The 23,309-nt window shown below is 38.4% G+C and carries 12 protein-coding genes; 6 read left to right on the top strand and 6 right to left on the bottom strand.

The features are described from left to right. Positions 1-202: 202 nt before the first annotated feature. From ACOXY8_RS16610 to ACOXY8_RS16600, 3 genes are all read right to left on the bottom strand, one after another. Positions 203-475 carry a hypothetical protein gene (locus ACOXY8_RS16610; RefSeq protein ID WP_458332741.1) on the bottom strand — a complete coding sequence of 91 codons (273 nt, stop codon included), beginning with the start codon at positions 473-475 and terminating at the stop codon, positions 203-205. Positions 476-556: 81 nt separating this feature from the next. Beyond that, positions 557-1,336 (bottom strand): hypothetical protein, encoded by a 780-nt coding sequence (locus tag ACOXY8_RS16605; RefSeq protein WP_458332740.1) that lies wholly within the window; start codon positions 1,334-1,336, stop codon positions 557-559. 825 nt (positions 1,337-2,161) lie between these two features. Then, the gene (locus tag ACOXY8_RS16600; RefSeq protein WP_458332739.1) at positions 2,162-6,805 is read right to left on the bottom strand and encodes a DUF7149 domain-containing protein; all 4,644 of its coding nucleotides are present in this window, start codon (positions 6,803-6,805) and stop codon (positions 2,162-2,164) included. A gap of 405 nt (positions 6,806-7,210) precedes the next feature. On the opposite strand from ACOXY8_RS16600, the gene ACOXY8_RS16595 reads away from it, so the two are divergent. The 6 genes from ACOXY8_RS16595 to ACOXY8_RS16570 all read left to right on the top strand — a co-directional run bounded on the left by ACOXY8_RS16595 (position 7,211) and on the right by ACOXY8_RS16570 (position 20,333). Continuing rightward, a complete protein-coding gene (locus ACOXY8_RS16595; RefSeq protein WP_458332738.1) occupies positions 7,211-7,771 on the top strand; it encodes an AraC family transcriptional regulator in 561 nt (186 codons plus the stop codon). A 94-nt stretch (positions 7,772-7,865) separates the two neighbouring features. Continuing rightward, positions 7,866-10,358, top strand: coding sequence for a heavy metal translocating P-type ATPase (locus tag ACOXY8_RS16590; RefSeq protein WP_458332737.1), 2,493 nt, complete (start codon positions 7,866-7,868; stop codon positions 10,356-10,358). A 76-nt stretch (positions 10,359-10,434) separates the two neighbouring features. After that, positions 10,435-11,160 carry a 23S rRNA pseudouridine(2604) synthase RluF gene (gene rluF / locus ACOXY8_RS16585; RefSeq protein ID WP_458332736.1) on the top strand — a complete coding sequence of 242 codons (726 nt, stop codon included), beginning with the start codon at positions 10,435-10,437 and terminating at the stop codon, positions 11,158-11,160. A gap of 439 nt (positions 11,161-11,599) precedes the next feature. Further along, entirely contained in the window at positions 11,600-17,335 is a 5,736-nt protein-coding gene (locus ACOXY8_RS16580) for an Ig-like domain-containing protein (protein WP_458332735.1), read from the top strand. 5 nt (positions 17,336-17,340) lie between these two features. Then, on the top strand, positions 17,341-19,386 hold the full coding sequence (locus ACOXY8_RS16575) for an OmpA family protein (RefSeq protein WP_458332734.1): 2,046 nt from the start codon (positions 17,341-17,343) through the stop codon (positions 19,384-19,386). A gap of 386 nt (positions 19,387-19,772) precedes the next feature. Further along, entirely contained in the window at positions 19,773-20,333 is a 561-nt protein-coding gene (locus ACOXY8_RS16570) for a helix-turn-helix domain-containing protein (RefSeq protein ID WP_458332733.1), read from the top strand. On the opposite strand, the gene ACOXY8_RS16565 is transcribed toward ACOXY8_RS16570, so the two are convergent. The 3 genes from ACOXY8_RS16565 to ACOXY8_RS16555 all read right to left on the bottom strand — a co-directional run. Then, positions 20,334-20,654: a hypothetical protein gene (locus ACOXY8_RS16565; RefSeq protein ID WP_458332732.1), complete on the bottom strand. Its 321-nt coding sequence runs from the start codon at positions 20,652-20,654 to the stop codon at positions 20,334-20,336. 186 nt (positions 20,655-20,840) lie between these two features. Next, positions 20,841-21,110 carry a PID-CTERM protein-sorting domain-containing protein gene (locus tag ACOXY8_RS16560; protein ID WP_458332731.1) on the bottom strand — a complete coding sequence of 90 codons (270 nt, stop codon included), beginning with the start codon at positions 21,108-21,110 and terminating at the stop codon, positions 20,841-20,843. 21 nt (positions 21,111-21,131) lie between these two features. Next, positions 21,132-23,309 (bottom strand): T9SS type A sorting domain-containing protein (locus ACOXY8_RS16555; RefSeq protein ID WP_458332730.1); only part of this gene is annotated, 2,178 nt, incomplete at its 5' end.

Here is a 23,309-nt window from a genome sequence, read left to right as displayed (position 1 = left end):
TCATTAGTATTATTAAATTAAGAAAAATAAAAATAATAAAAAGAAATCAGATAGTGTTATTTTGCCCATAATTATTCTCAGAACCACCCAAAACTAAATTTTTAACAATTTTAAAATTTGATTATTGTTTAGCTAATATGAAGTTGAAGTAATGGCTGCCGTATGTATGGAAACAATTCAGCAATAATTATTTATTTCAGAACTAATCCAGATTAATATGGACAATTCCCTTTACTACCTTTAACTTTTTGGAATTTAATATCTCATGAAATTCAATTTTAGCTTCAAGATCATTCATTACTTTTCTTTGTACTACGTCAACCCATTCTTTCACTTTTCTTTCAATATCATCATCTGTTGGCTCGAAATCGAATCCAAGATTGACAGTTTGCTTAATCAGTTTTGTTTTACTACCTTTTATTTTTGGAAAAGATTGTAAATAACTATAAGTTATTTTGTAATTGAAATTTGACATAGTTATTAATTTTATTTCTATTTATAATTTAGCTATTCAGCTAACCGAATTCTCAAATAGGTACATTTCATTTTTTGATTACTAAATACCCAATAGATGCTTAATAATTTCATTAAATTCCTGACTTGACATGGTGTTTCCGCCCTGTGCATAGGTATTAAAATATTGGAAACCGGATTTACTTTCCCAAAGGGAAAACGAACGTGCTACAGGTTTACCATGAGCATTTTTCGGCCATTTAATAATATTTGTACCAGCCTTAAATTCCTTTACCTTCTTAAAGTCAAGCAGTCTAAATAAATCATAGTAGCTTTTACCAACTGAAAAAATAGTAGAAAGAGGAGCATTCTTAGCCACTGCCTCAGCTACCGGCAAAACCTCCTTCATTACATATTCCTTAAGACTTTCGAGCTCAGAATTTGTTAATTTAAAAGATTGAGAATGCCACGGACAGATTTCCAACCCCAAAATATGAAAATCGTCATTTTCTTTCCCCAACAAACGTGCTACAAACCTTTTTCGAGGATACCAAAAAGACCTTCCTTTTGGCTCAAAATAAGGAACAGTTCTAGCAAAGTCTACATACGATTCAACTGCATCATAATTGATTATAAACTTCCCAATTTCTCTTTCTTGGAGACCTTCAAGTACTGGCCCAGGGTTATAATTTAAAAACACTGCAGATGGGTTTTTAATACACCCTATATAGGGTTCGGGTAAATAATTAATATAAGGAATTAACTGCCTTTTCAGACTTTCCGACCTAGAAAAGACAGATTCTTCAAAAACATAGTTAGGGTTTTTAGCCCAATCGTTTATGAATTGCTGTTTTACTTGAATAAAGCTATCTATAGTATTCATACCAGTTTTTTGGATTGGTTGAACAATTATAGATACAAACTCAGAAAATTATTATTTCATCTTATTTCATCTTGACTCATAATCATTGACCGCATTTTACATTTATCTAAATTGCTCCCACTTATCTAACTAGTTTCAAAAAATTGAGTGCTGAATTAAAATACCAAGAGATTATCAGACATCGCTTTTGGCTTTCAAAAATTAGAATAGTCAGATAATAATTTATAAAAATTAACACTAAAATATTAACAAGACGAAATGAAACCTAAAATTCAACCTAATATCAGACAAGGCTATCACAATGAGAAGTGTGCTAAATGCGGAAAAGATTTATTTAAGAAAAAAGCATTTATAAAACCTGGAGGCACTTTACTAAGAGCCATGGGCTTTCAAGGTACATATTGTTCACATGTTTGCTTCAATGCTGCCTTTAACAGGTAAATTCTTATGCTATTTGCAAAATCGTCAATTATTGCCCTGCTCTTAAATGGTCAAATTCAGCATCTTTTGACTCCTTGGAAAATTAGTGTTGACCTAAACAATCAAACTATTACTGTAACGAAAAGAAACTGGTACCTAATAAGTCAAGATAGAAATACAATTGCTTTTCGTTTTATTAGACAGGTTTACATAGACAAACACATCTTTGGCGCTGATCTATATATTAAAACTATTGGAAGTAGCATTCTTTCTGTACATTACCTGTCTAAAAAAGACGCAGATTACATTAAAGGAGAAATGATTATTTATAGTACCAATAAGTCTGGGAGAACCCAAATTCTTGGTTAAAAATCATAGTATTCCTTAAATCAAAAAAACAATAGTTCAGATACCCTCCACAATCTTAATCTCCTCCTCTGTCAATCCATAAAGTTCATAAACTAATTGGTCAATTTGGTTTTCTAACTCGGTGGTGTCTGCTTTGGGGTTTTGTTTTTTTGCTTCAATAACTTGACCTACAATTTCTTCAAGTATATTGGTTGATATCATAGGAATCTGAGCTAAATATTGCCTTATAAATCTATAATATCCACCTCTTATTGTTTGAGACAAATTTGAGTAGAAAAACAATGTTAGTTTAGAATTCAGAATACCTAAATCTGACTTAGAAAGCTCTGGAATTATATATGCTGTGTTTACTGAATAAAGTCCTTTCGATTCATCTATTAATGCTTCACATTTCAATGAAATATCTGGCAACATTACTTTAGGCTTTTCAAACTCATCGTAATAATCAACGGCATCTTGAATTTCATACCATTTGTATGAACCGGGTTTTCTTCCATTCCATTCTCCTTTAAAGTCTTTAGGTTTCGGCTCTAATTTTTCTTTATAATGAAATAGATAATTATAAATGGCGGGATAGCTTTCTATTTCAATGCCTCTTCTAGTAAATATTAAATACCTGTCTGCTATTGGTGTTTGATACCTTTTTATATCTCTACCCGCTAAAAAGGGTTTGATAACTTCTTCACTTCTAGCATCTTCTTTTATCAGGCGACTCCTCGTTTCCTTATCAATAATAAATGCCTCATTAAAGCCCGTTTTAACTCCATAATAAATTTTTCCATTTACGTATTCAGCTAAGGTGATTCCTTTTGATTTTAACTTTAACAAAAGCATTTGAATATTGCCATCGATGAGATTCCAAGTATCACTTTGAAGTCCCTCTACAAAAATTTCTATCTCATTTTTTGAAATGTAATTTTCTAAGCTGAATTCAAAATTCAGTGTATCAACAGTAATACCCTTGAAAGTTGTAGATGGCTGATTATTATTTACTTGAATAATCATTGGGTAAGTGGTTGCCTCTTCAAAAACTGGCAAATCGCCAAAATCAATAATTCGTTGAAGTTCCTTTTCTTTTAAAAATTGTCTTAGTTTTTGACCATATCCCGCCTTCATCCACTTGTTTGGGATGATATAAGTAAACTGCCCATGGTTCTTCAACAGTTTCATCCCCAATTCAACAAAATAGACATAGATATCAGCAGTACCCATGAAAGTTTGAAATGAGGAATTCAAATAACTCTTAATTTCAGAAAATTCTTCCTGCCTGATATACGGCGGATTCCCAATCACCACATCAAAGCCTACAAAATCGCCTTGTTCGTTGAGTACTTCAGGGAATTCAAATCTCCATTCAAAGGCATTTTCAAAGATCTTATTGCTTTTGATCTCCTCAATTTCTTGGCTAAGTTTTTCGAGTTCGGTTTCTATTTTTTCCACCCGCTTCTTCCGCTCCTTTTTCTCTTTAGCAGATTCTTCGAAGAGGCCAGTCTGCATGGTGAGATTATACAGCTCCCCGCCTAGCTTAGCTTTTCTTTTTAGTTTAGGATCATTATTGGCAATCTCCGAGCGAAAATCCGATTTGATTTCAGCAATCAGTCGCTCCATTTCCCGCTTCTCTTCCTTATTCTCCGCATTTCGGTATCTATCCACAGCAATCCTATAGCCATCTATAGAGAACTTACTCTTCTTCAAAGCCTGACTTAAATCCGCATCAATCGCAAAACGACTCACCAAAGAATTCCCACACTTGATATTGATATCAATATTCGGCAAAGTCTGCAACTCCCTAAAACCACCAGCCATCCTTATACCCTTACTCCCCACCCAAGTATTGGCAGAGGCATTACCTTTACTCCCTTCCCGCGAGGAGCCCAAGGCTTCTCCCATACTCCCCTCTTGAGAGGGGCCGGGGGTGTGTCCTCTTCCACTCCCATCATGCAAATTCAAATAATAAGCATTCTTCAACAGCTCAATCCACAACCTCAATCGACAAATCTTCACCGAATTGGGATTGATATCCACGCCGAAAAGACAATTCTCAATAATATTCTGCTTTTCGTGAAATAGCGTTTCTTGTATGCGTTGGCTTTCCATATTGTTGGGATTATATTCAAACAATTCACCCTCCACATCGGTAACAATCAGCTCGTCGTTCACCACTTCCACTTCATAGCGATGCAAAGATTTGCCTTCTCGGTCTTCAAGAATCTTCAAGTCATTTTTCACCGCAATCATTTCATTAAGCGCGGAAACCAAAAAATGCCCAGAACCCACTGCCGGATCACAAATTTTAATGCTGTTTACAATCTCATTGGCTTGTTTCCTAGTAAACATCCGCCCCTCCCCAATCTGATCATACACATCATCCAATGTCTTAAACTCCCCTCTTTCCTGAAAGTCACCGATTGAGAGGGATTTCTCCTGAAAGTCCCCTCTCGAGAGGGGATTTAGGGGTGTGTCCTCTTCCTGAAAGTCCTCTCTAGAAAGAGGATTTAGGGGTATGTCTTCCCCCGAATAAGAATGAAGCCTCATCCCCTCCACCAAATCCCCTGTCAAACTATTCAAAGGCGAATCTTCATATACCAATGAAGAGAAATCATCTTTTTCAAAAGCCTTCACATATTCTCTTATTGTCTCCACAGTGCTTTCAAAATGATTGAACACATCAGAATCTAGAAATCTCAGCACATTCAATCCCAATTCATTGAAGCGTGCCTCTTTTTCATAATCCCTTTGCTGTGATTCTTGCCAATTGTGCGTATCCCCATCAATTTCTACCACTAAGCTCAATTCATGGCAGAAGAAATCTGCGATATAGTTATCCAAAGGTTTTTGTCTGTGGAAATCGTATTTGTCCTCGAATTTTCCTTTTAAGGCTCCCCAAAGCTGGATTTCTGATTTTGTGCTTTCGTTGCGAAGCTTGCGGGCAAGTTCTTTTAGTTTTGGGTTGTAGGGTATTATCTGGCGTTTTGGTACGGAGCTGGGTTTTCTGTTTGAAGAGGATTCAGTTTTGGAAGAGGACACGCTGTTTGAAGAAGATATTCTATTTGAAGAAGACACACCCCCGACCCCTCTCAAGAGGGGAGTTTTTGTGGTGCCTTCGGCTCCACTGGAATGGGATGATGAGGCTTGGTTGAATTTTTGGATGACGGCTTTGCGGATGGTTTCGCGGCACATGTACATGGTGATGAAGCCGGGTGTGAAGAAGGAGCCGTCTTTGTAGCCATTTATTTTCTCGAATATCAACCCAAGTACGGAGGCATTGATAAGTGTTTTGTTGTCTTCTTGAATTTCCTCAGAACCTTCGCTACTGAAATCGTAGGCATTCAAAAACTCAAATAGGTATTCTAAAGTTGATAACTTGCCAGTTCGCTTCTTACCTTGGTCGTTTTTCAGTACTGTGGTCGATATGATGGGAATAGATTTATCGTCTCGTAGATTACTGATGAACAATGTAACTTGTTCGATTTCCGTTGGCTCGAAAAGTGATGAGTTGAGATAAGGCACTTTCTCAAAAATCTGCTTTACATCCGGATTTCGATCCTCGTATTTTCTTGCTAATACTTGAAAAAACAAGCTGTTCAGATCATCATAGTTTTTGATTTTGTCAAAGTTGAGAAATGAATAAGATTTATCTCCCTTATGATAAGTAATGAGCTGGGCTTCTAGCAGCTTTAAAAACAGAATACGGTTGACCCAAGTGATGGACAGTTCAAGAGCAACATTGAATAGCCGTTCCTGCTGGGTGTTTCCAAATTGACTTGGTTTGTCGAGTCTGCTCAGTTTATCCAAACTATCAAGCTGAATGATGGCATCTTCTAAAATACTCCCTGAATTTCGCTCGCTTTCCTTATTTCGCCCAATTAGCTTTTTGCCTCCTTCTTTAGTTTCTGTAAGCCCAATTATGTGAAGCAACTCGCTATAAAATCGCTTGTCTAGACTGTTGCTATCATTGGTGAAAGGAAGTTTCAGCAAATGCTCTGGAGAAAGCAATTTGAAAAGTGCAATCAGTTTATTGTCATCTGCCTTGTCGGCATTGCGTAAGGGCTTCTGATAATCCTGAATATTGAAGTAGGCAAATTCTATTTCTGAAGTGATCTCGGCTATAAACGGTTCAGCAATTTGCTTGTAGAAAAATTCTGTTTTGCTGTCGGCCAACCTCCCGCCTTCAAAATCAGTGAATTGCTTTACGAGATTTTTATTTTGTGCAAAAAGTCTATCAAATGTAGTCGCATCAAAGATGAACCATTCATTGATATTGGTAATGACCAAATGCTTTACTTCAAGATTTTTATGTGTAATTCTTTCTCGCAGATAATAAAGCATTAATTCTTGAAAGGCTTTTGTATTTAGCTTTTCAATGCTAACCATCTCAGCTTTATTGGTCGGCTTTTTTGCTTCTAAGATTACACCTACCGTACTTTTTGCTTTTTCACCATTGTAAATTACAAGGTCATTTCGCCCTTTGGTATTAATGAAGTGATTCGGATCGTAATAGGTTTTTTTCAGAAAATCAATGACAAGATTCTTATGAAATTCTTCAGATTCTGTGTCATTAGTGCGGTCGAGTAATTGGATAAGATTTGCTTTGAAACGCTCAATTTCAGTTCTATTCGGTTTCACTTTCAGAAAGGCTTTGTTTAGCGCTTTCCTTGGTTTCAAGCTGTTTATCTTCATTTACTCTATCACTTATATTTTCAATCGGTTAATTTACATTTTTCTGATTGCTTTTCTGTTTTTGAAGGTTTTTTTCTGTAGGTAAATTAATGGGATTCACTTTTTGTCTGAACAATGATTCTTAATAATTATAGGATTACCATGGTTTAGGATTAAGCGCTAATCGGAACCTCAAAAACAATCATTGCCCATCAGAAAATCATCTCAATCAAAGTTCAGACCCAAATACACCTTAGCCTGCTTGAAATTTAGCAGTTCAAATGCCTCTCACAATCATCTCATTTTCAATTAATTCAAAATAAATAAAACCTTTTTGCTAAATTTCGCTTTATAATAGATTCAACTCTACAGAATTAAATAAAAATTCAAGTTCCTTTCTAAATTTGAAACAAAACACTGGAAAATATGAAATTGCATATTAAAAATATGGTCTGTAGTAGATGTAAAATGGCAATTGTAACTGTACTTGACCAAATAGAAGTCCACCCACAATCGGTCGAGCTGGGCGAAGTGCAATTACAAGAGGAAATTGACAAAGAGAAATTGAAGCAGTTCCAAAAAGCGATTAATCAATTAGGCTTCGAATTACTCGACGATAGAAATAGCCAGCTTATTGAAAAAACGAAAACGATTATTACTAAATTGGTTCAAGAACAAAACGCAGCTCTCTCAACCAATTTATCAGATTACCTTTCCAAAAAATTAGATTATGATTATAATTCACTCAGTAACCTGTTCTCAGAACTGGAGGGAATTACCATCGAAAAATATTTTATCCTCCACAAAATAGAAAGAGTAAAAGAGCTATTAGTGTACGATGAGTTGTCTCTTAAAGAAATTGCCTTTTTGCTTAATTATTCTAGCCTCCCGCATTTAAGTGCTCAATTCAAAAGCGTTACTGGATTCGCTCCACGAGAGTTTAGGAAGCTATTTGGAAATAATAGAAAGTCGCTTGACAGCCTCTAAATCTTATAAGTAGTAGCCTGAATTATGTAACTCATTAAGCTGTTCTGATTTTACCTTTGTAAATATATATTAAGGAAAATCAACGGAATAGATAATGAAACATACATACGAAATTTCTGGAATGACTTGCATGGGCTGTCGATCTCATGTAGAAAAAACCCTTGAAAATATTGATGGCGTTGAAAGTGCTTATGTGGATTTACACAAAGCCGAGGCTATTCTTGAAATGGCCGAACATATCTCCATTGAAACCTTAAAAGCCGAACTCGAAAAAGCGGGAGGCACATATAGCATAGATTTGCCCGGCCAAGGAAAAAAGCAAGAGAAGCCAAAAGCCAAAAAAGTAGAAAATGGCTCTGGCGTTTTCTATTGCCCGATGCACTGCGAAGGCGACAAAACTTACGACAAAGCCGGAGATTGCCCTGTATGTGGTATGGATCTGGTTGAGCAACCTTCTGCCAAAAAAGCAAGCCAATATACTTGCCCCATGCATCCCGAGGTAGTGGAAGATAAACCAGGTTCCTGCCCAAAATGCGGAATGGACTTGGTGCCAATGGAGCCCGAAACTGAAGAAGAGGATAAAAGCTATAAAAAGCTACTCCGTAAATTCAAAATCGCTGTTGCTTTTACACTGCCCATTTTCATCATCGCCATGTCGGAGATGATTCCAAACAACCCCATTTATAAGTGGCTGGACATTGAATATTGGAATTGGGTGCAATTAGCGCTTTCTATTCCTGTGGTTTTCTATGCCACATGGATGTTTTTTGAGCGGGCTTGGCGCTCTGTTGCTACATGGAATTTGAATATGTTTACCCTCATCGGAATTGGTGCGGGTGTAGCATGGCTCTTTAGTTTGGCTGCTATTTTATTCCCTGACGTACTACCAGATCAATTCAAGACCGATTCGGGCAGTGTGCATGTATATTTCGAGGCGGCTACAGTTATACTTGCATTAGTATTATTAGGTCAATTGCTCGAAGCTCGTGCACATAGCAAAACTAGTGGAGCCATTAAGGAATTGCTCAAACTGGCGCCAAACAAAGCCACCGTAATAAAGGATGGCAAGGAAACAGTGGTTGCCATAGACGATATCCAAATTGGCGATTTGATTCGTGTGAAACCCGGCGAGAAAGTACCTGTAGATGGCAAAATCGAAGAAGGTGAAGCCAATATCGATGAATCGATGATCACTGGTGAACCTATTCCTGTAGAGAAGGAAATTGGTGATAAAGTAAGCTCTGGCACTATCAATAAGAACAAAACTTTCATCATGAAAGCAGAGAAAGTTGGTTCAGATACGCTTCTTTCTCAGATCATTGAAATGGTAAATAATGCTAGCCGTTCCAAGGCACCTATTCAAAAACTAGCTGATAAAATTTCAGGGTATTTTGTGCCCATCGTGGTTCTAATTTCGGTACTCACTTTTATCGCTTGGGTCATTTTTGGGCCGGAGCCTGCCTATGTATTTGCACTTGTAAATGCCATTGCTGTTTTGATCATTGCCTGCCCATGCGCTTTGGGGTTGGCCACGCCTATGTCGGTGATGGTGGGTGTAGGCAAAGGCGCACAATCGGGAGTACTTATAAAAAATGCCTCCGCACTTGAAACCATGAATAAAATTGACGTGGTAATCATTGATAAAACAGGTACTGTGACCGAAGGAAAGCCCTCTGTAGAATTGGTGAAAAGTGTCAGGGAGGAATTGAGCGAAGAAGAGGTTCTCCAAAAAATTATCTCTATAAATAGTAGCAGTGAGCATCCATTAGCCGAAGCAACCATTCGCTATGGTAATGAGAAAAATGTTACTGCAAAGAAGCTTGAAAAATTTGAAGCCATAACTGGAAAAGGAGTTACAGCGCAAGCTGATGGACAATTAATGGCATTGGGAAATGACAAATTGATGGATCACGTAAATGCAAAAATCAAAGATGAGTTGATTGAAGAAGTGAAGCAGATACAATTACAAGGTAAAACGGTTTCGTATCTGGCGGAAAATGAAAAGGTAATTGGCTACATCGTATTATCCGATAAAATTAAGGAATCGAGCAAGCAGGCAATTCAGAAAATGCGGGAGGAAGGAATGCAGGTGATAATGCTTACCGGCGACAATGAAGCTACAGCAAAGGCTGTAAGCGAAAGCATCAATCTGGATAACTTCAAAGCACAAATGCTTCCCGAAGACAAACTCAATGAAGTAAAAAGATTGCAATCAGAGGGCAAAAAAGTAGCTATGGCCGGAGATGGGATTAACGACGCTCCTGCCCTTGCTCAGGCCGATATTGGTATAGCCATGGGTACTGGTACTGATGTAGCAATCGAAAGTGCAGATATTACCTTAGTAAAAGGAGACTTACAAGGGATTGTAAAAGCACGAATGCTAAGCCATAAAGTAATGCGAAACATAAAGGAAAATCTTTTCTTCGCATTGGCCTATAATACATTGGGAATTCCAATTGCTGCAGGGGTTTTATACCCAATATTTGGTATGTTACTTTCTCCTATGATTGCAGCTTTGGCTATGAGTTTTAGCTCTGTTTCTGTCATTTTCAATTCGCTAAGACTTAGAAACTCAAAATTGATTTAGCTAATTTTGATTTAATGCGTTTTCTAGCTCGCTTTTCATTTATTTTGCAGCAGATAAATCAAAAAAAGAAATTCCGTTGACCAGAATAAATAAATACCTCAGTGAAGTTGGCTATTGCTCGAGACGAGCAGCCGATAAATTGATCGAGCAAAGAAGAGTGACCATCAATGGCAAAGTGCCTGAGATGGGCACTAAGCTCAATGATAATGATGAGGTAAGAGTTGACGGCAGATTAATTTCAGTACCCAAAGAGAAGCCAACATACATTGCTTTCAATAAACCTATTGGTATTGTTTGCACTACCGATACAAAAGTAGAGAAAGACAATATTATCGATTACATAGGCTACCCGAAGCGGATATTTCCAATTGGGCGATTAGACAAACCAAGTGAAGGTTTAATATTGCTTACCAGTGACGGTGATATTGTAAATAAGATTTTACGCGCACGAAATAATCACGAGAAGGAATATATAGTAACTGTAGATAAGCCCATCACGCAAGAGTTCATTACTAAAATGAGTAAGGGAGTTCCCATATTGGATACCGTTACAAGAAAATGTGAAGTTGAGCAATTGAGCAAATTCGTTTTTAAAATAATTCTTACTCAAGGCCTTAATAGGCAAATAAGACGAATGTGCGAATATCTAGGCTATGAAGTAACAAAGCTTAAGCGTACTCGAATAATGAATATTAAATTAGATGTTCCTATTGGACAATGGCGCTATCTTACAGAAAAAGAACTTGTCGATATTTCTAAACTAATTGCCTCATCTAGCAAAACTTATGATGGCTTGAAATAATAGAGTTGATTGCTAAATAGCTCGGAAATACTGATTCATAATTACCTTTATATCAAATATTTAAATCAATATTTTTTTCCTGTTTCTCTGCTTCCTTTCCAAATATTAGAGCAGTTAAATCTACTTAAAAAGGCTGTCTGCTCAAGTTATAAGATTACAAATTCCTCCCGCCTTTTACCAAGATCACCAAAGTGTGATTTATGTAACATTTGAACATAATTATGTAAGATAAGGTGTCTTAATAATTCCACCTTTGCTACAATAATTCTATACTTTGTGATAGATGCGTTTAGGGTATGGCAAATGCCGAACATATTTTAATAATATGAACCGACCCTAACTCTCCCTTCCCAATATGGTATTAGTTCGATCAATATTGACAATTGACCGCGTCAATAATCCTGAAACACTTTACTCAATTAATTAAAATTTTATCCACATGAAAACCAAAAAAAATAAATACTGGCTAACAGCCCTGATAGCTATTGTTATGACAATGGCTGTAGCAAGCTGTGAGGACGAAGACATCGGGATTATTGGCACCTGTCCAGAGATAGAATCTACAAACCCTACCGACTTACAAACTGGAGTTCCCTTTGATCAAGCAATTACTGCTACATTCAAAGAAGCTGTAGATCCACAAACAGTGAATGGCGCTACATTTACCATAAGCGGCACATCAACTATTGGAGGCACTGTAACTTATAGTGGCAAAACAGCTACTTTCACGCCAAGCAGTTTATTGTCACCAAATACAACTTACACCGGCAGAGTAACAAGAGGTGTTAAAGATCTGATGGGCAATGCAATGCTTGAGGATTATGTATGGACTTTCACTACAGGTTTATTACCAACCGTTATTGCTGTAGACCCAGCGAATGATGCAACTGGTGTAAACTTAGACAAAGTAGTTACAGCTACATTCAGTACTGGAATGAATCCAGCTACAATAAATAATTCAACATTTACAGTAAAGAATGGATTTAACGCGGTAGAAGGTACAGTGACATATTCTGGTTTCACAGCTACTTTCACTCCCACAAGTCCATTAATGGCTAACACAACTTATACTGGCACTATTACAAATGGAGCTAGTAATACTGCGGGGTCGACTATTGCTGCAAATTATGTTTGGACATTCAGTACGGATTCCTATCCCATGGTAATTTCTACCGATCCTACTAATAATGCGACCAATGTAAACTTAGCTAAAGTGATCACAGCCACTTTCAGTGTTCCAATGGAAGCATCTACAATTAATGGATCCACATTTACGCTTCGTAATGGTATTATCCCAATTTCTGGCACCATTACATACTCTGGAAATACGGCTTCATTTACGCCAAGTGTTGCTTTGTTGCCTAATAGCACTTACACGGCATCTATTAACACTGGCGCTGAAAATACTTTAGGCACATCGTTAAACAGCAATTATGTTTGGAGTTTCAGCACTCAAAGTGCTCCAACGGTCATTTCAACCAATCCAATTGAAGGTCAATCTGGAGTATTACCAAACCAAGTGATCTCAGCCACATTTAGCGAAGCTGTACAATCTTCTACGATTATCGCAGCAAACTTTACGGTAAACAATGGCACTAGTAATATCGGTGGCTTTATTAGCATGAATGGAAATACAGTTTCATTTACGCCAGCAACTCCATTAGAAGCAAATGTTTCATACACTGCAACGATAAGTGCTAATGTGAAAAATACAGCTGGCATTTCAATGGCAAATGATTATGTATGGACATTTAGTACTGCTTCTGCACCAAGTGTTACTCAAACTACTCCTGCAAACGGTGAAACTGGTGTGGCCTTGAATACAAACTTGACTGCAACTTTTGATAGAGTGATGAACCCATCCTCAATTAACCCTAGTTCATTCATGCTTTCAAGTGGTTCTACATCTGTTGCCGGAACAATTACTTATAGTGGAAATACGGCCACATTTAATCCTAATAGTGCATTAGCTCCTAATACTACTTATACTGCCACTATTACTACTGAAGCAAACGACAATTCGGGCTATGCTTTAGGTGCAGATTACACTTGGACTTTCAATACGATCGAATCACCAAGTATAATTTCTACAATACCCGCAAATAATGCGGTGAATGTGTCTCTTGACAATGACATAAGCGCAACATTCAATATGGCAATGGATCCATTGACGATCAATGCTTTAACATTCACCTTGAAGGCTGGAAATGCTCCAGTAGTTGGCACTGTATCATACAGTAACAATACTGCGGTGTTTAATCCAACCGGCAAACTGATTGCGAATACCACTTATACAGCTATGATTTCGACTACGGTAAGAAATACTGCTGGAGCGGCCTTGGCTTCGAATTATATTTGGACATTCACCACAGCTACTCCAACAACGCCAACAGTTATCACAACTAGTCCTGAGAACGAGGAAGAAAATGTAGCGCTCAACAAGGCGATAACTGCAACTTTTAGTGTTCCAATGGATGTGACAACTTTGAATGGAGCAAGCTTCAAATTGAAAAGAGGAAATACGATTGTAGCTGGCACAACAACTTACAATACTAATACTTCCACTGCTACATTTACTCCTTCTAGCTTATTGAATCCTAGTACAGAATATACTGCGACGATAACTACTAATGCTAAGAACACAGAAGGGACCTCCCTATCTGAAGACTATGTTTGGTCATTTACAACGGTTGGGCCGGCGGTTCCATTTGTATTATCAACAGACCCAACCAATAATGCAACTGGAGTAACGCTCAACAAAATAGTGAAAGCTACTTTCAGTGTTCCAATGGATCCATTGACTTTGAATGCAAGTACATTTACGCTTAAAAATGGAGCGACCAATGTTGCAGGCGCAATAAGCTACACTGGTTCTACGGTATCGTTTGATCCTGCTGTTGATTTAATGCCAAATACGACCTATACGGCAACAATTACCAACGGAGCAAAAAATGTGGCAGGAACTGCAATGGCTAGTAATTTCTCTTGGTCATTCACTACGCAGGCATTTGTTTCGCCATTTGTTGTTTCTACTGACCCTGCCAACCAGGCAATGAATGTAGTTATCAATAAGGTAATTAGTGCCACCTTTAGTGTGCCTATGAACCCTGCGACCCTTAACAATGCAACCTTTACCTTAAGTAATGGAAGCACTCCAATCGCAGGCATTGTTACATATTCTGGAAATACGGCATCTTTTACACCTCTTTTGCCTTTATCAGCCAATTCAGTGTATACAGGACGTATTACTACTGGCGCAAGCAATATGGCTGGCAACGGCCTTGCAAGCGACTATGTATGGACATTTATGACAGGTTCGGCTGTAGCTCCAATGGTAATTTCAACAGATCCTGGAGATCAAACAACTGGTACTTTACATGATAAGGTAATCACTGCGACTTTCAATATGCCAATGAATTCATTGACATTGAATAACCTAACTTTCACCCTTAAAAATGGATCAATACCAGTTATTGGTGTAGTTACTTACAGTGGAAATACTGCTTCATTCGACCCAACAGCCTCTCTATTACCAAATACACTTTACACAGGTACTATTACCACTGGAGCTAGAAACCCAGAAGGTATATCTATGGTAGAGAATTATGTATGGACATTCAGAACAGGTGGCGGAGATTTTCCATTAGTTATTCTAACAGATCCTTTGGATACTGAAATAAATGTTGAAACAAATAAAACTGTAACAGCAACTTTCAACCAAGCTATGAATGGTCTTTCCATTTCCCCTTCCACTTTTACACTAAAAAGAGGTTCGGTAAATATTCTTGGAGCAGTTTCTTACTTTGGGCAGACCGCTTCATTTAATCCAACATTAAGCCTACAACCTGGCACAACCTACACTGCGACTATCACCACTGGCGTAAGAAGTTCTGTTGGAACTGCCATGGCAAGTAATTACTCATGGACGTTCACAACCAAACCAGTAGCGCCTCCAGTTGTAACATCAACTGATCCTGACATTAGTGCAACGAATGTTGTATTAAATAAAACGCTGGAAGCAACCTTTGATGTAGCAATGGATGGAGCAAGTATTAACCCTTCTTCGTTTACATTGGCTAGTAGTAGCGGATCAGTTGCTGGAGCGATTTATACTATAGGAAATAAAGCTTTCTTTAACCCTACAGTGAATTTTACACCATCGACTACCTACACTGCTACCATCACGAGTAATGTGAAAAACTCTGCTGGCATTAACATGGTGAACGATTATGAATGGACCTTCGAGACTGGAGTAATTCTGGCACCTATAGTTACATCGGTAGATCCTCTGAACAATTCAACGAATGTGGCGATAGACAAAACGCTCACAGCTGACTTCAATATGGTGATGGATCCTACGACCATTACTACAAGTACATTTACTTTGAAAAATGGTGCAAACACCGTTTCGGCATTGGTAAGTTACTTGGGAACTACTGCTACGTTAAATCCAATAAATGATTTGTTGCCAGGTACAACCTATACTGCTACCATTACAACGGGTACTAAAAATGCAGGTGGTGTGGCCTTAGCAAATAACTATGTTTGGATATTCACTACTGCCTCAAGCGCACCATTAGTTACATCAGTAGATCCTTTGAATAACGCTCTGAATGTGGCAATTAACAAAACCATCAGTGCAAACTTCAACATGACTATGGATCCGCTTACCATCACTTCAAGCACTTTTACTTTGAAAAATGGAGCGAATACTATCCTTGGTCAAGTAAGTTATAGTGGTAATAAAGCAACACTAAATCCAATAAACGATTTATTGCCAGGCACTACTTATACTGCCTCTATTACTACAGGTGCAAAAAGCAATAGTGGAGTAAACCTAGCTAACAATTATGTGTGGACATTCACCACTGCTTCAGCTGTTGCGCCCACAGTGATCCTAACCAATCCTTTGAATAATGCCATGAACGTTAATATTAACGCTTCAGTGAACGCAACATTCAGCGTACCAATGGATATGTTGACCATTAATGGCACTACATTCACTGTGAAAGTGGGTGCTAATACAGTTGCTGGTGCTATTAGCTACGTTGGTTCTACAGCTACTTTCACACCAGCAGGTGGATTGCAAGCTGGAACTACGTATACAGCTACTATTACAACGGGAGCTAAGAATCTGGCTGGAACAGGTTTAGTTAACAACCACGTATGGATATTCACTACAGCTTCAGCTGTAGCTCCAACAGTGATCCTAACCAATCCTTTGAATAATGCGATGAATGTTAGTCTTAACACTTTAGTGAGTGCGACATTCAGCGTACCAATGGATATGTTAACCATTAATGGCACTACATTCACTGTAAAAGTAGGTGCTAACATTGTTCCTGGTAGTATAAGCTTAGTAGGTTCAACAGCTACTTTTACCCCAATAGGTGGATTGCAATCTGGAACTACATATACGGCTACTATTACTACTGGTGCCAAGAACCTTGCTGGAACAAGCTTAGCAAACAACCATGTTTGGACTTTCAGTACAGTAAGCCCACTAGGTCCAAATTTCATTGACATAGGTAGTATGGATGAATTTGGAATATTTGCAGCTACAGGAATTAGCAATAATGCAGGCCCAAGTGTAATCAATAATTTGGATGTAGGTATTTATCCAGGTGTCCGCTCATCAGTAACGGGTTTCCCTCCGGGACTTGTAGTTGGAGGAGCAATCTTTGCAATGGGGGATCTATCACCAGCCGGAGTTGATGCTAGGCTATTATTGGCCAAAAATGAGGCAACAGCTGCATACCTTCAAGCTGAAGGTGCTACTAATCCAGCTCCATCGACAGTATCAGGCGACCAAGGAGGCTTAACACTAGCTCCAGGTATATACAAATCTACATCTTCACTTTCTGTAGCGGGAGGAAATTTAACTCTTGATGCTCAAGGCGATGCTAATGCAGTTTGGATCTTCCAAATTGCAAGCACTCTTACAACGGTAGGTGGTACAGGAGGAAATATCATCTTAACTGGTGGAGCACAAGCTAAGAATATTTTCTGGCAAGTTGGCACATCTGCCACTATTGGAAATAACACAATTTTCTACGGCAATGTATTAGCCTACACTTCCATTACAATGAACACTGGTGCAGTTGCAACAGGTAGAATGATTGCACTCAACGGTGCAGTTGTGCTTACAGGTACTAACACCATCAATAAACCTTAAGAAAAATGAAAACGAACAACATATTCAATAAGGAATCACGCTCAGCGTGGTTCCTATTTAATCAAGCTATGAAAGTCGGCTTTACGCTTACTTTGGTAATAGCTGGACTGCAATTGCCAGCAATGGCACAGGATGCGGTATATACTAAGCCAGCATTTAGATTTGGAGTTGCTGCAGGTGCAAATTTCAACTATTTCAGAGGCACGACTCAGCAATTGAATAGTAGAGTGATTTCACCAACGGCTTTCCGTCATGGTGATGGTGTTGGACTTTTTCTAGCACCTATGCTGGAATACCACAATCCAAACTCAATATTTGGTGTGGCTCTTCAAATAGGGCTGGATGATCGTCAAGGCACATTCGATCAAGTATTCTCTCCTTGTGATTGTCCTTTAGACTTATCAACAAACTTGAGCTATTTGACTATTGAACCTACTTTGAGAATTGCTCCTGGCAGATCTCCATTCTATATTTTTGTAGGACCAAGAATAGCTGTAAACACTAATAAAAGCTTCACTTTTGAGCAAGGGACTAATCCAAATTTTCCTGATCAAGTGGCTCCAAGAGATGTTAATAGCAATTTCAGTGAAGTAGAAAAGGTGCAATTGTCTATGCAAGTTGGCGCTGGCTATGATATTCCATTGTCATCTCAGAACAATGCTGCACAATTTATCCTTTCTCCTTTTGCTTCATTCCATCCTTATTTTGGTCAGACTCCAAGAAAAACCGAAAATTGGAATTTAACCACAATAAGGGTAGGTGCGGCACTTAAATTGGGAATAGGATCGAAAATACCTAGGCCTAGAACGGACAATAATGTAACACCTCCCGCTATTAACCCAGTGGATGTAAGGTTTAGCGTTATTTCTCCAGCTAATATCCCAACAAACAGAGTCGTTAGAGAAATCTTCCCGCTTCGTAATTACATTTTCTTTAACCAAGGGTCAACAGATATTCCTAACCGATATGTCCGTATCGACAAAGATGAGGTTGTTGACTTTAAAGAAAATCAACTTGAAGATACGGCTCCAGATGCAACAAGCAGTCGCTCAGACCGTGCACTGTATATTTATCATAACATCTTAAATATTTTAGGTGATAGGATGAATAAGAATCCATCGGCTAATATTACACTTGTAGGTTCTTCTGAAGACGGTGTAGTAAATGCTAAATTGATGGCCGAGTCGGTGAAAACCTATTTGGTAGATGTATTTTCTATAACGCCATCTAGAATTGCAACAGAAGGTCGTGAGAAACCGAAAGTTTCTTCAGAGCAGCCTGGAGGTACACGTGAACTTGAGTTACTCCGCGAGGATGATCAAAGAGTTTCTATTGAGAGTAACACTCCCGCAATGCTAGTACAATTTCAGCCTGGCACTGATGGCCCATTGAAATCAATAGAATTTATGACTAATCATGAAGCTCCAGTTGATAGCTATGTTACATTCAACAATACAGGAGCTAATAAAGCTTTAGATTCTTGGAGAATGGAAATTAGAGATGATAATGGCTCACTAAAGAGCTTTGGACCATACTACTCTGAATCTGTGAACATACCAGGAAAAACCATTTTGGGTAATGTTGAGGAAGGTAATTACAAAGTAACTATGATTGGCCAAACTAAAGATGGTGGTATTATCAGAAAAGAAACTACTACTCGATTGGTGCTTTGGCAACCTTCTACTACCAGCGAAGCATTGAGATTTAGCATTTTGTTTGAATTTGACGATTCTGAAGCAATTGACAGGTATGAGAAATACTTGACCGATGTAGTTGCTCCAAGTATCTCATCAGACGCAACTGTTATCGTACATGGCTATACAGATGTAATTGGCGAAACAGCTAATAATCAACAGCTATCTACTGCTAGAGCTAATGAAGTTAGAAATATTCTTTCTGCAGCAGTTTCGAGGTTAGGCATATCTAACGTGAAATTCGAAGTAAAAGGCTTTGGTGAAAATGAGAGCCTTACTCCTTTTGCAAATGTATTGCCCGAGGAAAGATTTTATAATAGAACCGTTTTAATCGATATTCTCCCGACTAACAAGTAGAGGTTCTCTCTCAATTAGCATTTTTTAAGAATATCAGGCAGGATTTCACGATCCTGCCTTTTTTTTTGAATTCGCCTTTGTAAATTCGAAATAGCGACAATATAAAATCTTATTTCATGCCACAAACATTTTTAATTTTATATATTTCTTATATAACGTTAATAATCATATTAGCTATAAGATAGTATCAATTTTTACTTGGTAAAAAAATCCTGCAAAAGTACTTCCATAACCTTGAAAATGCCCTTTTAGCTGATTTTCAAACTATTAAAATATTTTGAACGTTTTTAATGTAAATACATTCCCTTTCTAAAATCATTGGAACTGGCTTTGATTTTGTATATTATTTAATACACAATTCAATTTACAATTCCTAAATAAAACTTATGACATTATATATTAAATATATGGTAAGTCAAAGATGCAAAATGATGGTTGCTGAAACTCTCAGAAGACTCGGCTTGCATTATACTTACTTAGATTTAGGTAGTGTTGAGACCGTAAAGGATTTAAACGATCAAGAGCTTGAGCTTTTGCAACGACATTTGCTCAAAACTGGTCTTGAGCTTATAGATGATAAAAAAAGCATTCTAATAGAGAAAGTGAAGACCGCTATTATAGAAATGATTCATAATGAAGATGAACTCCCAAAGACAAATTACTCTGATTATTTAAGTCAGAAGATAAAATACAACTACACGTATCTGGCAAACATCTTTGCTGAGACTCAAGGCATCACCATTCAACAGTTTATAATTAAGCATAAGGTTGAAAAGGTAAAGGAACTTATTCTATATAAGGAACTAAATCTTACCGAAATAGCCTTTCGACTTCACTACAGTAGTGTCTCTCATTTGTCCAACCAATTCAAAAAGGAAACTGGTTTGTCCCCATCTTTTTATAAAAAATTGAATCAGAAAAGGAAAATGAATTTAGAAATGGTTTAATTAACTAGCTTCAGAGTTTTTGGAATCGAATGGTAATTTGATAGCTCGATCAGCTGAATCATCAATTTGCCTTTTGAGCTTATCTATGCTAAATCGAATTTCTGAATACTTTGACCTATAGTATTTTCCATCCATCTTATGCTTAAGTGAGGTTTCTAGTTCATTCATCGCATCTTCATAGAGTTGTAAGGCTTTACTAAATTCACCTTTCCTTTCAGCATTTTCTGCATTGGATATTAACTGCTTGAAATGAGTACTTTTTGATACTCTTTTCGATTTGGACTTATTAAAAAATGAAAGTACTCTCGCTAAAAAATTCAAAATTCAATCCTTATTTCCTATAAAATTAAATGTAAAATCTAACTCTACCAAATATTAACAATTGTCAGGAATTATCAAAATATTCATGAGTTGGAAGTACTTAATTTATCTTTATTTAATACGGATAAAATTTAATCACAATTTTATAAATACTTTAAAAAAACATCTAATACTTATACAGTTTGATTACGCTTTATCATTTCTTTTTTCACTTCTCCTCCTTCTATCCCGCAACTTCTTAGCCCCATAAGCGGCTCCTGCACCAAGAAGTAAGCTTAAGCCGCCATCTATCGGGTTGTCCAACACGTCAGGCGTAAAGCTCGGTGGTCCGCCAAAGGTTTGCGCATAGCTCACTGCGGATAAAAACAATAGGCTGGTAAGTAGGATATATTTCATCGATTCTTCAGTTGCTTTGTGTTTTGAATAAATCAGCGGGAGGTTCTCTTTGCCTCCCACTGTCTTTTAGTTTTGTGGCGTTTAGTTTACAATCAGGCGTTTTACAATTCGCTCAGTGCCATGTGTGATCTCTACTAAGTAGATCCCCTTGCTCAATTGGCTCAGGTTGATATCTAGTTCCGTGGTTGCTGTATTGATCTGCTCGCTTCTTACTTCTACGCCAGCCATTGAGATTATTTTTACGGTGGTCTCCGCTACATTATCCGGCTTTTGGATGCTGATCCTCACCTGCTCCTGTGCCGGATTCGGTAGTAAGTACGCTTGGAAGCGATGGTTGCTCGGGTGGATGCTGTTAATCACTTCTATGCCCATTACAATGTCGAATCGGTGGCCTTTGGTGCTCGGATCATCCGTTACCTCAAAGTCGTACGTCGTGCCTTTTTGGAGGGTGATGTATTCTTCCATAAAGCGATCATACAGTCTTAGCGTTCGGCCTTCTTCAAGGTCGAAGTCTGGTAAGCTAAGTGTGTAGGCTCGCGCCGGACTGAGGATATGCAAGGGAATACGGTTGGTGTTCGTTTCTGCTCCTTCGGCTTCTTGGTAGGGACGGCTATCTATACTTAAGGCAAAATCATCTTCACTCACCGTGAATAAGTTTACCTCTGGATTTACCAGTTTGGTTCCATCGGCTTGCTCTACAGTAGAGGTGGTACTTTCATCAAAGAACACAAGTACTCTATCCCATTCATCTTCACTTGAGCTTAGTGATAATTGTAGTGAATTGGAACCATATAGACTTTTCACATCCGTATCTCTTCTCAACGTCGTTCCAGCTACAGATTGTAAGGGCTCATTCGCATTGGTCTTATCGGTTTCTCTAATGGTCAAACTTTGACCTGCCGCACCGGCTCGTACAAAGAAGGCTCCGCCAACTGGTAAAATAGCTTCATCGGTTCCAGCAGTAAATGGCGTATTTATATACCTTCCTCCTCTTCCGGAAACACCTACATTACTTTCTCTAGGCAACCATACCCAATAGCTCGTTCCGACCTGAGCCGTCCGACCAATATTACGCAGATTGATTGCCGCAGGAAATGGATTGCCCACCAAATTGAAGTCACTGACACCCCCAAATGGTTCGTAATAGGCTAAATTAATGATTTGATCACAAGTGTTTACCTCTCCTTCCCACTCAAAAGTCACCGGGTCTGGCGTATACTCCACATCAAGCAAACTATTTTCCTGTCCTTTTGGCCCTCTTACTAATACTCGAATCCCTTGATGGCGATTCCAATTATCTGCCATTCCTGTAAAGGCTTTCCAGCCGCCATCTTCTTCTGCATCGGCATCGCCTGTGCTTGGATCATAGTAGAAGGCGGATGGATTGTTTGTAGAAGTGGGTGTAAAGCCTGCTCCGCTACCAGTAATGTCAATCTTGTCGCCTAGCACACTCAATGGAACAGCACTGCTAAACGGGTGGCCCATAAAACGGAAAGTCCTATTGCTCCCTATAATGTGGCGCTCTTGGCGTACAGTACCTGTAATCGTACAGCCACCCGTTAAGGTGCCAATATATGCGGTGCCTGTCGCATCACTCTTTAATATCAATCTTCCTCCCTCACCGATCGTTATAGTACTGCCCGAGGAGACGGTTAAGCCATAACCAGGAGCAATGGTTAAAGTTGCATTGTCTTCTATGGTTACACTTCCTAAAGAAACATCCTGCTCAAATACTGGGTAATTAGCTCCTGGACCTAAGTCCGGAATCAATATATTATCACCCGGGTTGGGAACACTTCCGCCATTCCAATTTCCACCTACTTCTCCATCATCTGAACTCACGCCCGTCCAGCTAATGGCATTAAATATTGTATTCACAGAAGCTGAAAGAACATCTGGAATGGAATTCGTATCCACTTGATCTTGCGTAATGCTTACCGTATTGGTAAGTAAACCTTCTGTCACTACTGCATCTACCGTAGCTGTTACCGTAAGCACATGGTTCTCACCACTAAACATAGTACCAATCGTCCAGTTAGGAGCTGTCCATGTGCCAAATGAAGGCACGGCACTTACTAGTGTGAGTCCGGCTGGTAAACTTTGGCTGACTTCAATATTCGTTACGGGATCAAAACCCAAATTCCTCACGGAAATCGAAAAAGTGACCGTTTCGCCCTCTTGTGCTACCGTTTTATCTACCTCATGGGTCACCACTATCTCTGGATTACAATCATAAATTGACTGTACAGCCGATTGATA

Origin of the sequence: Peijinzhouia sedimentorum (assembly GCF_049340005.1) — a bacterium.
Taxonomy (GTDB): Bacteria; Bacteroidota; Bacteroidia; order Cytophagales; family Cyclobacteriaceae; genus CAXBDP01.
Note: the sequence above shows the minus strand (reverse complement) of the source record. Positions and strands in the feature narration are given on the sequence as shown.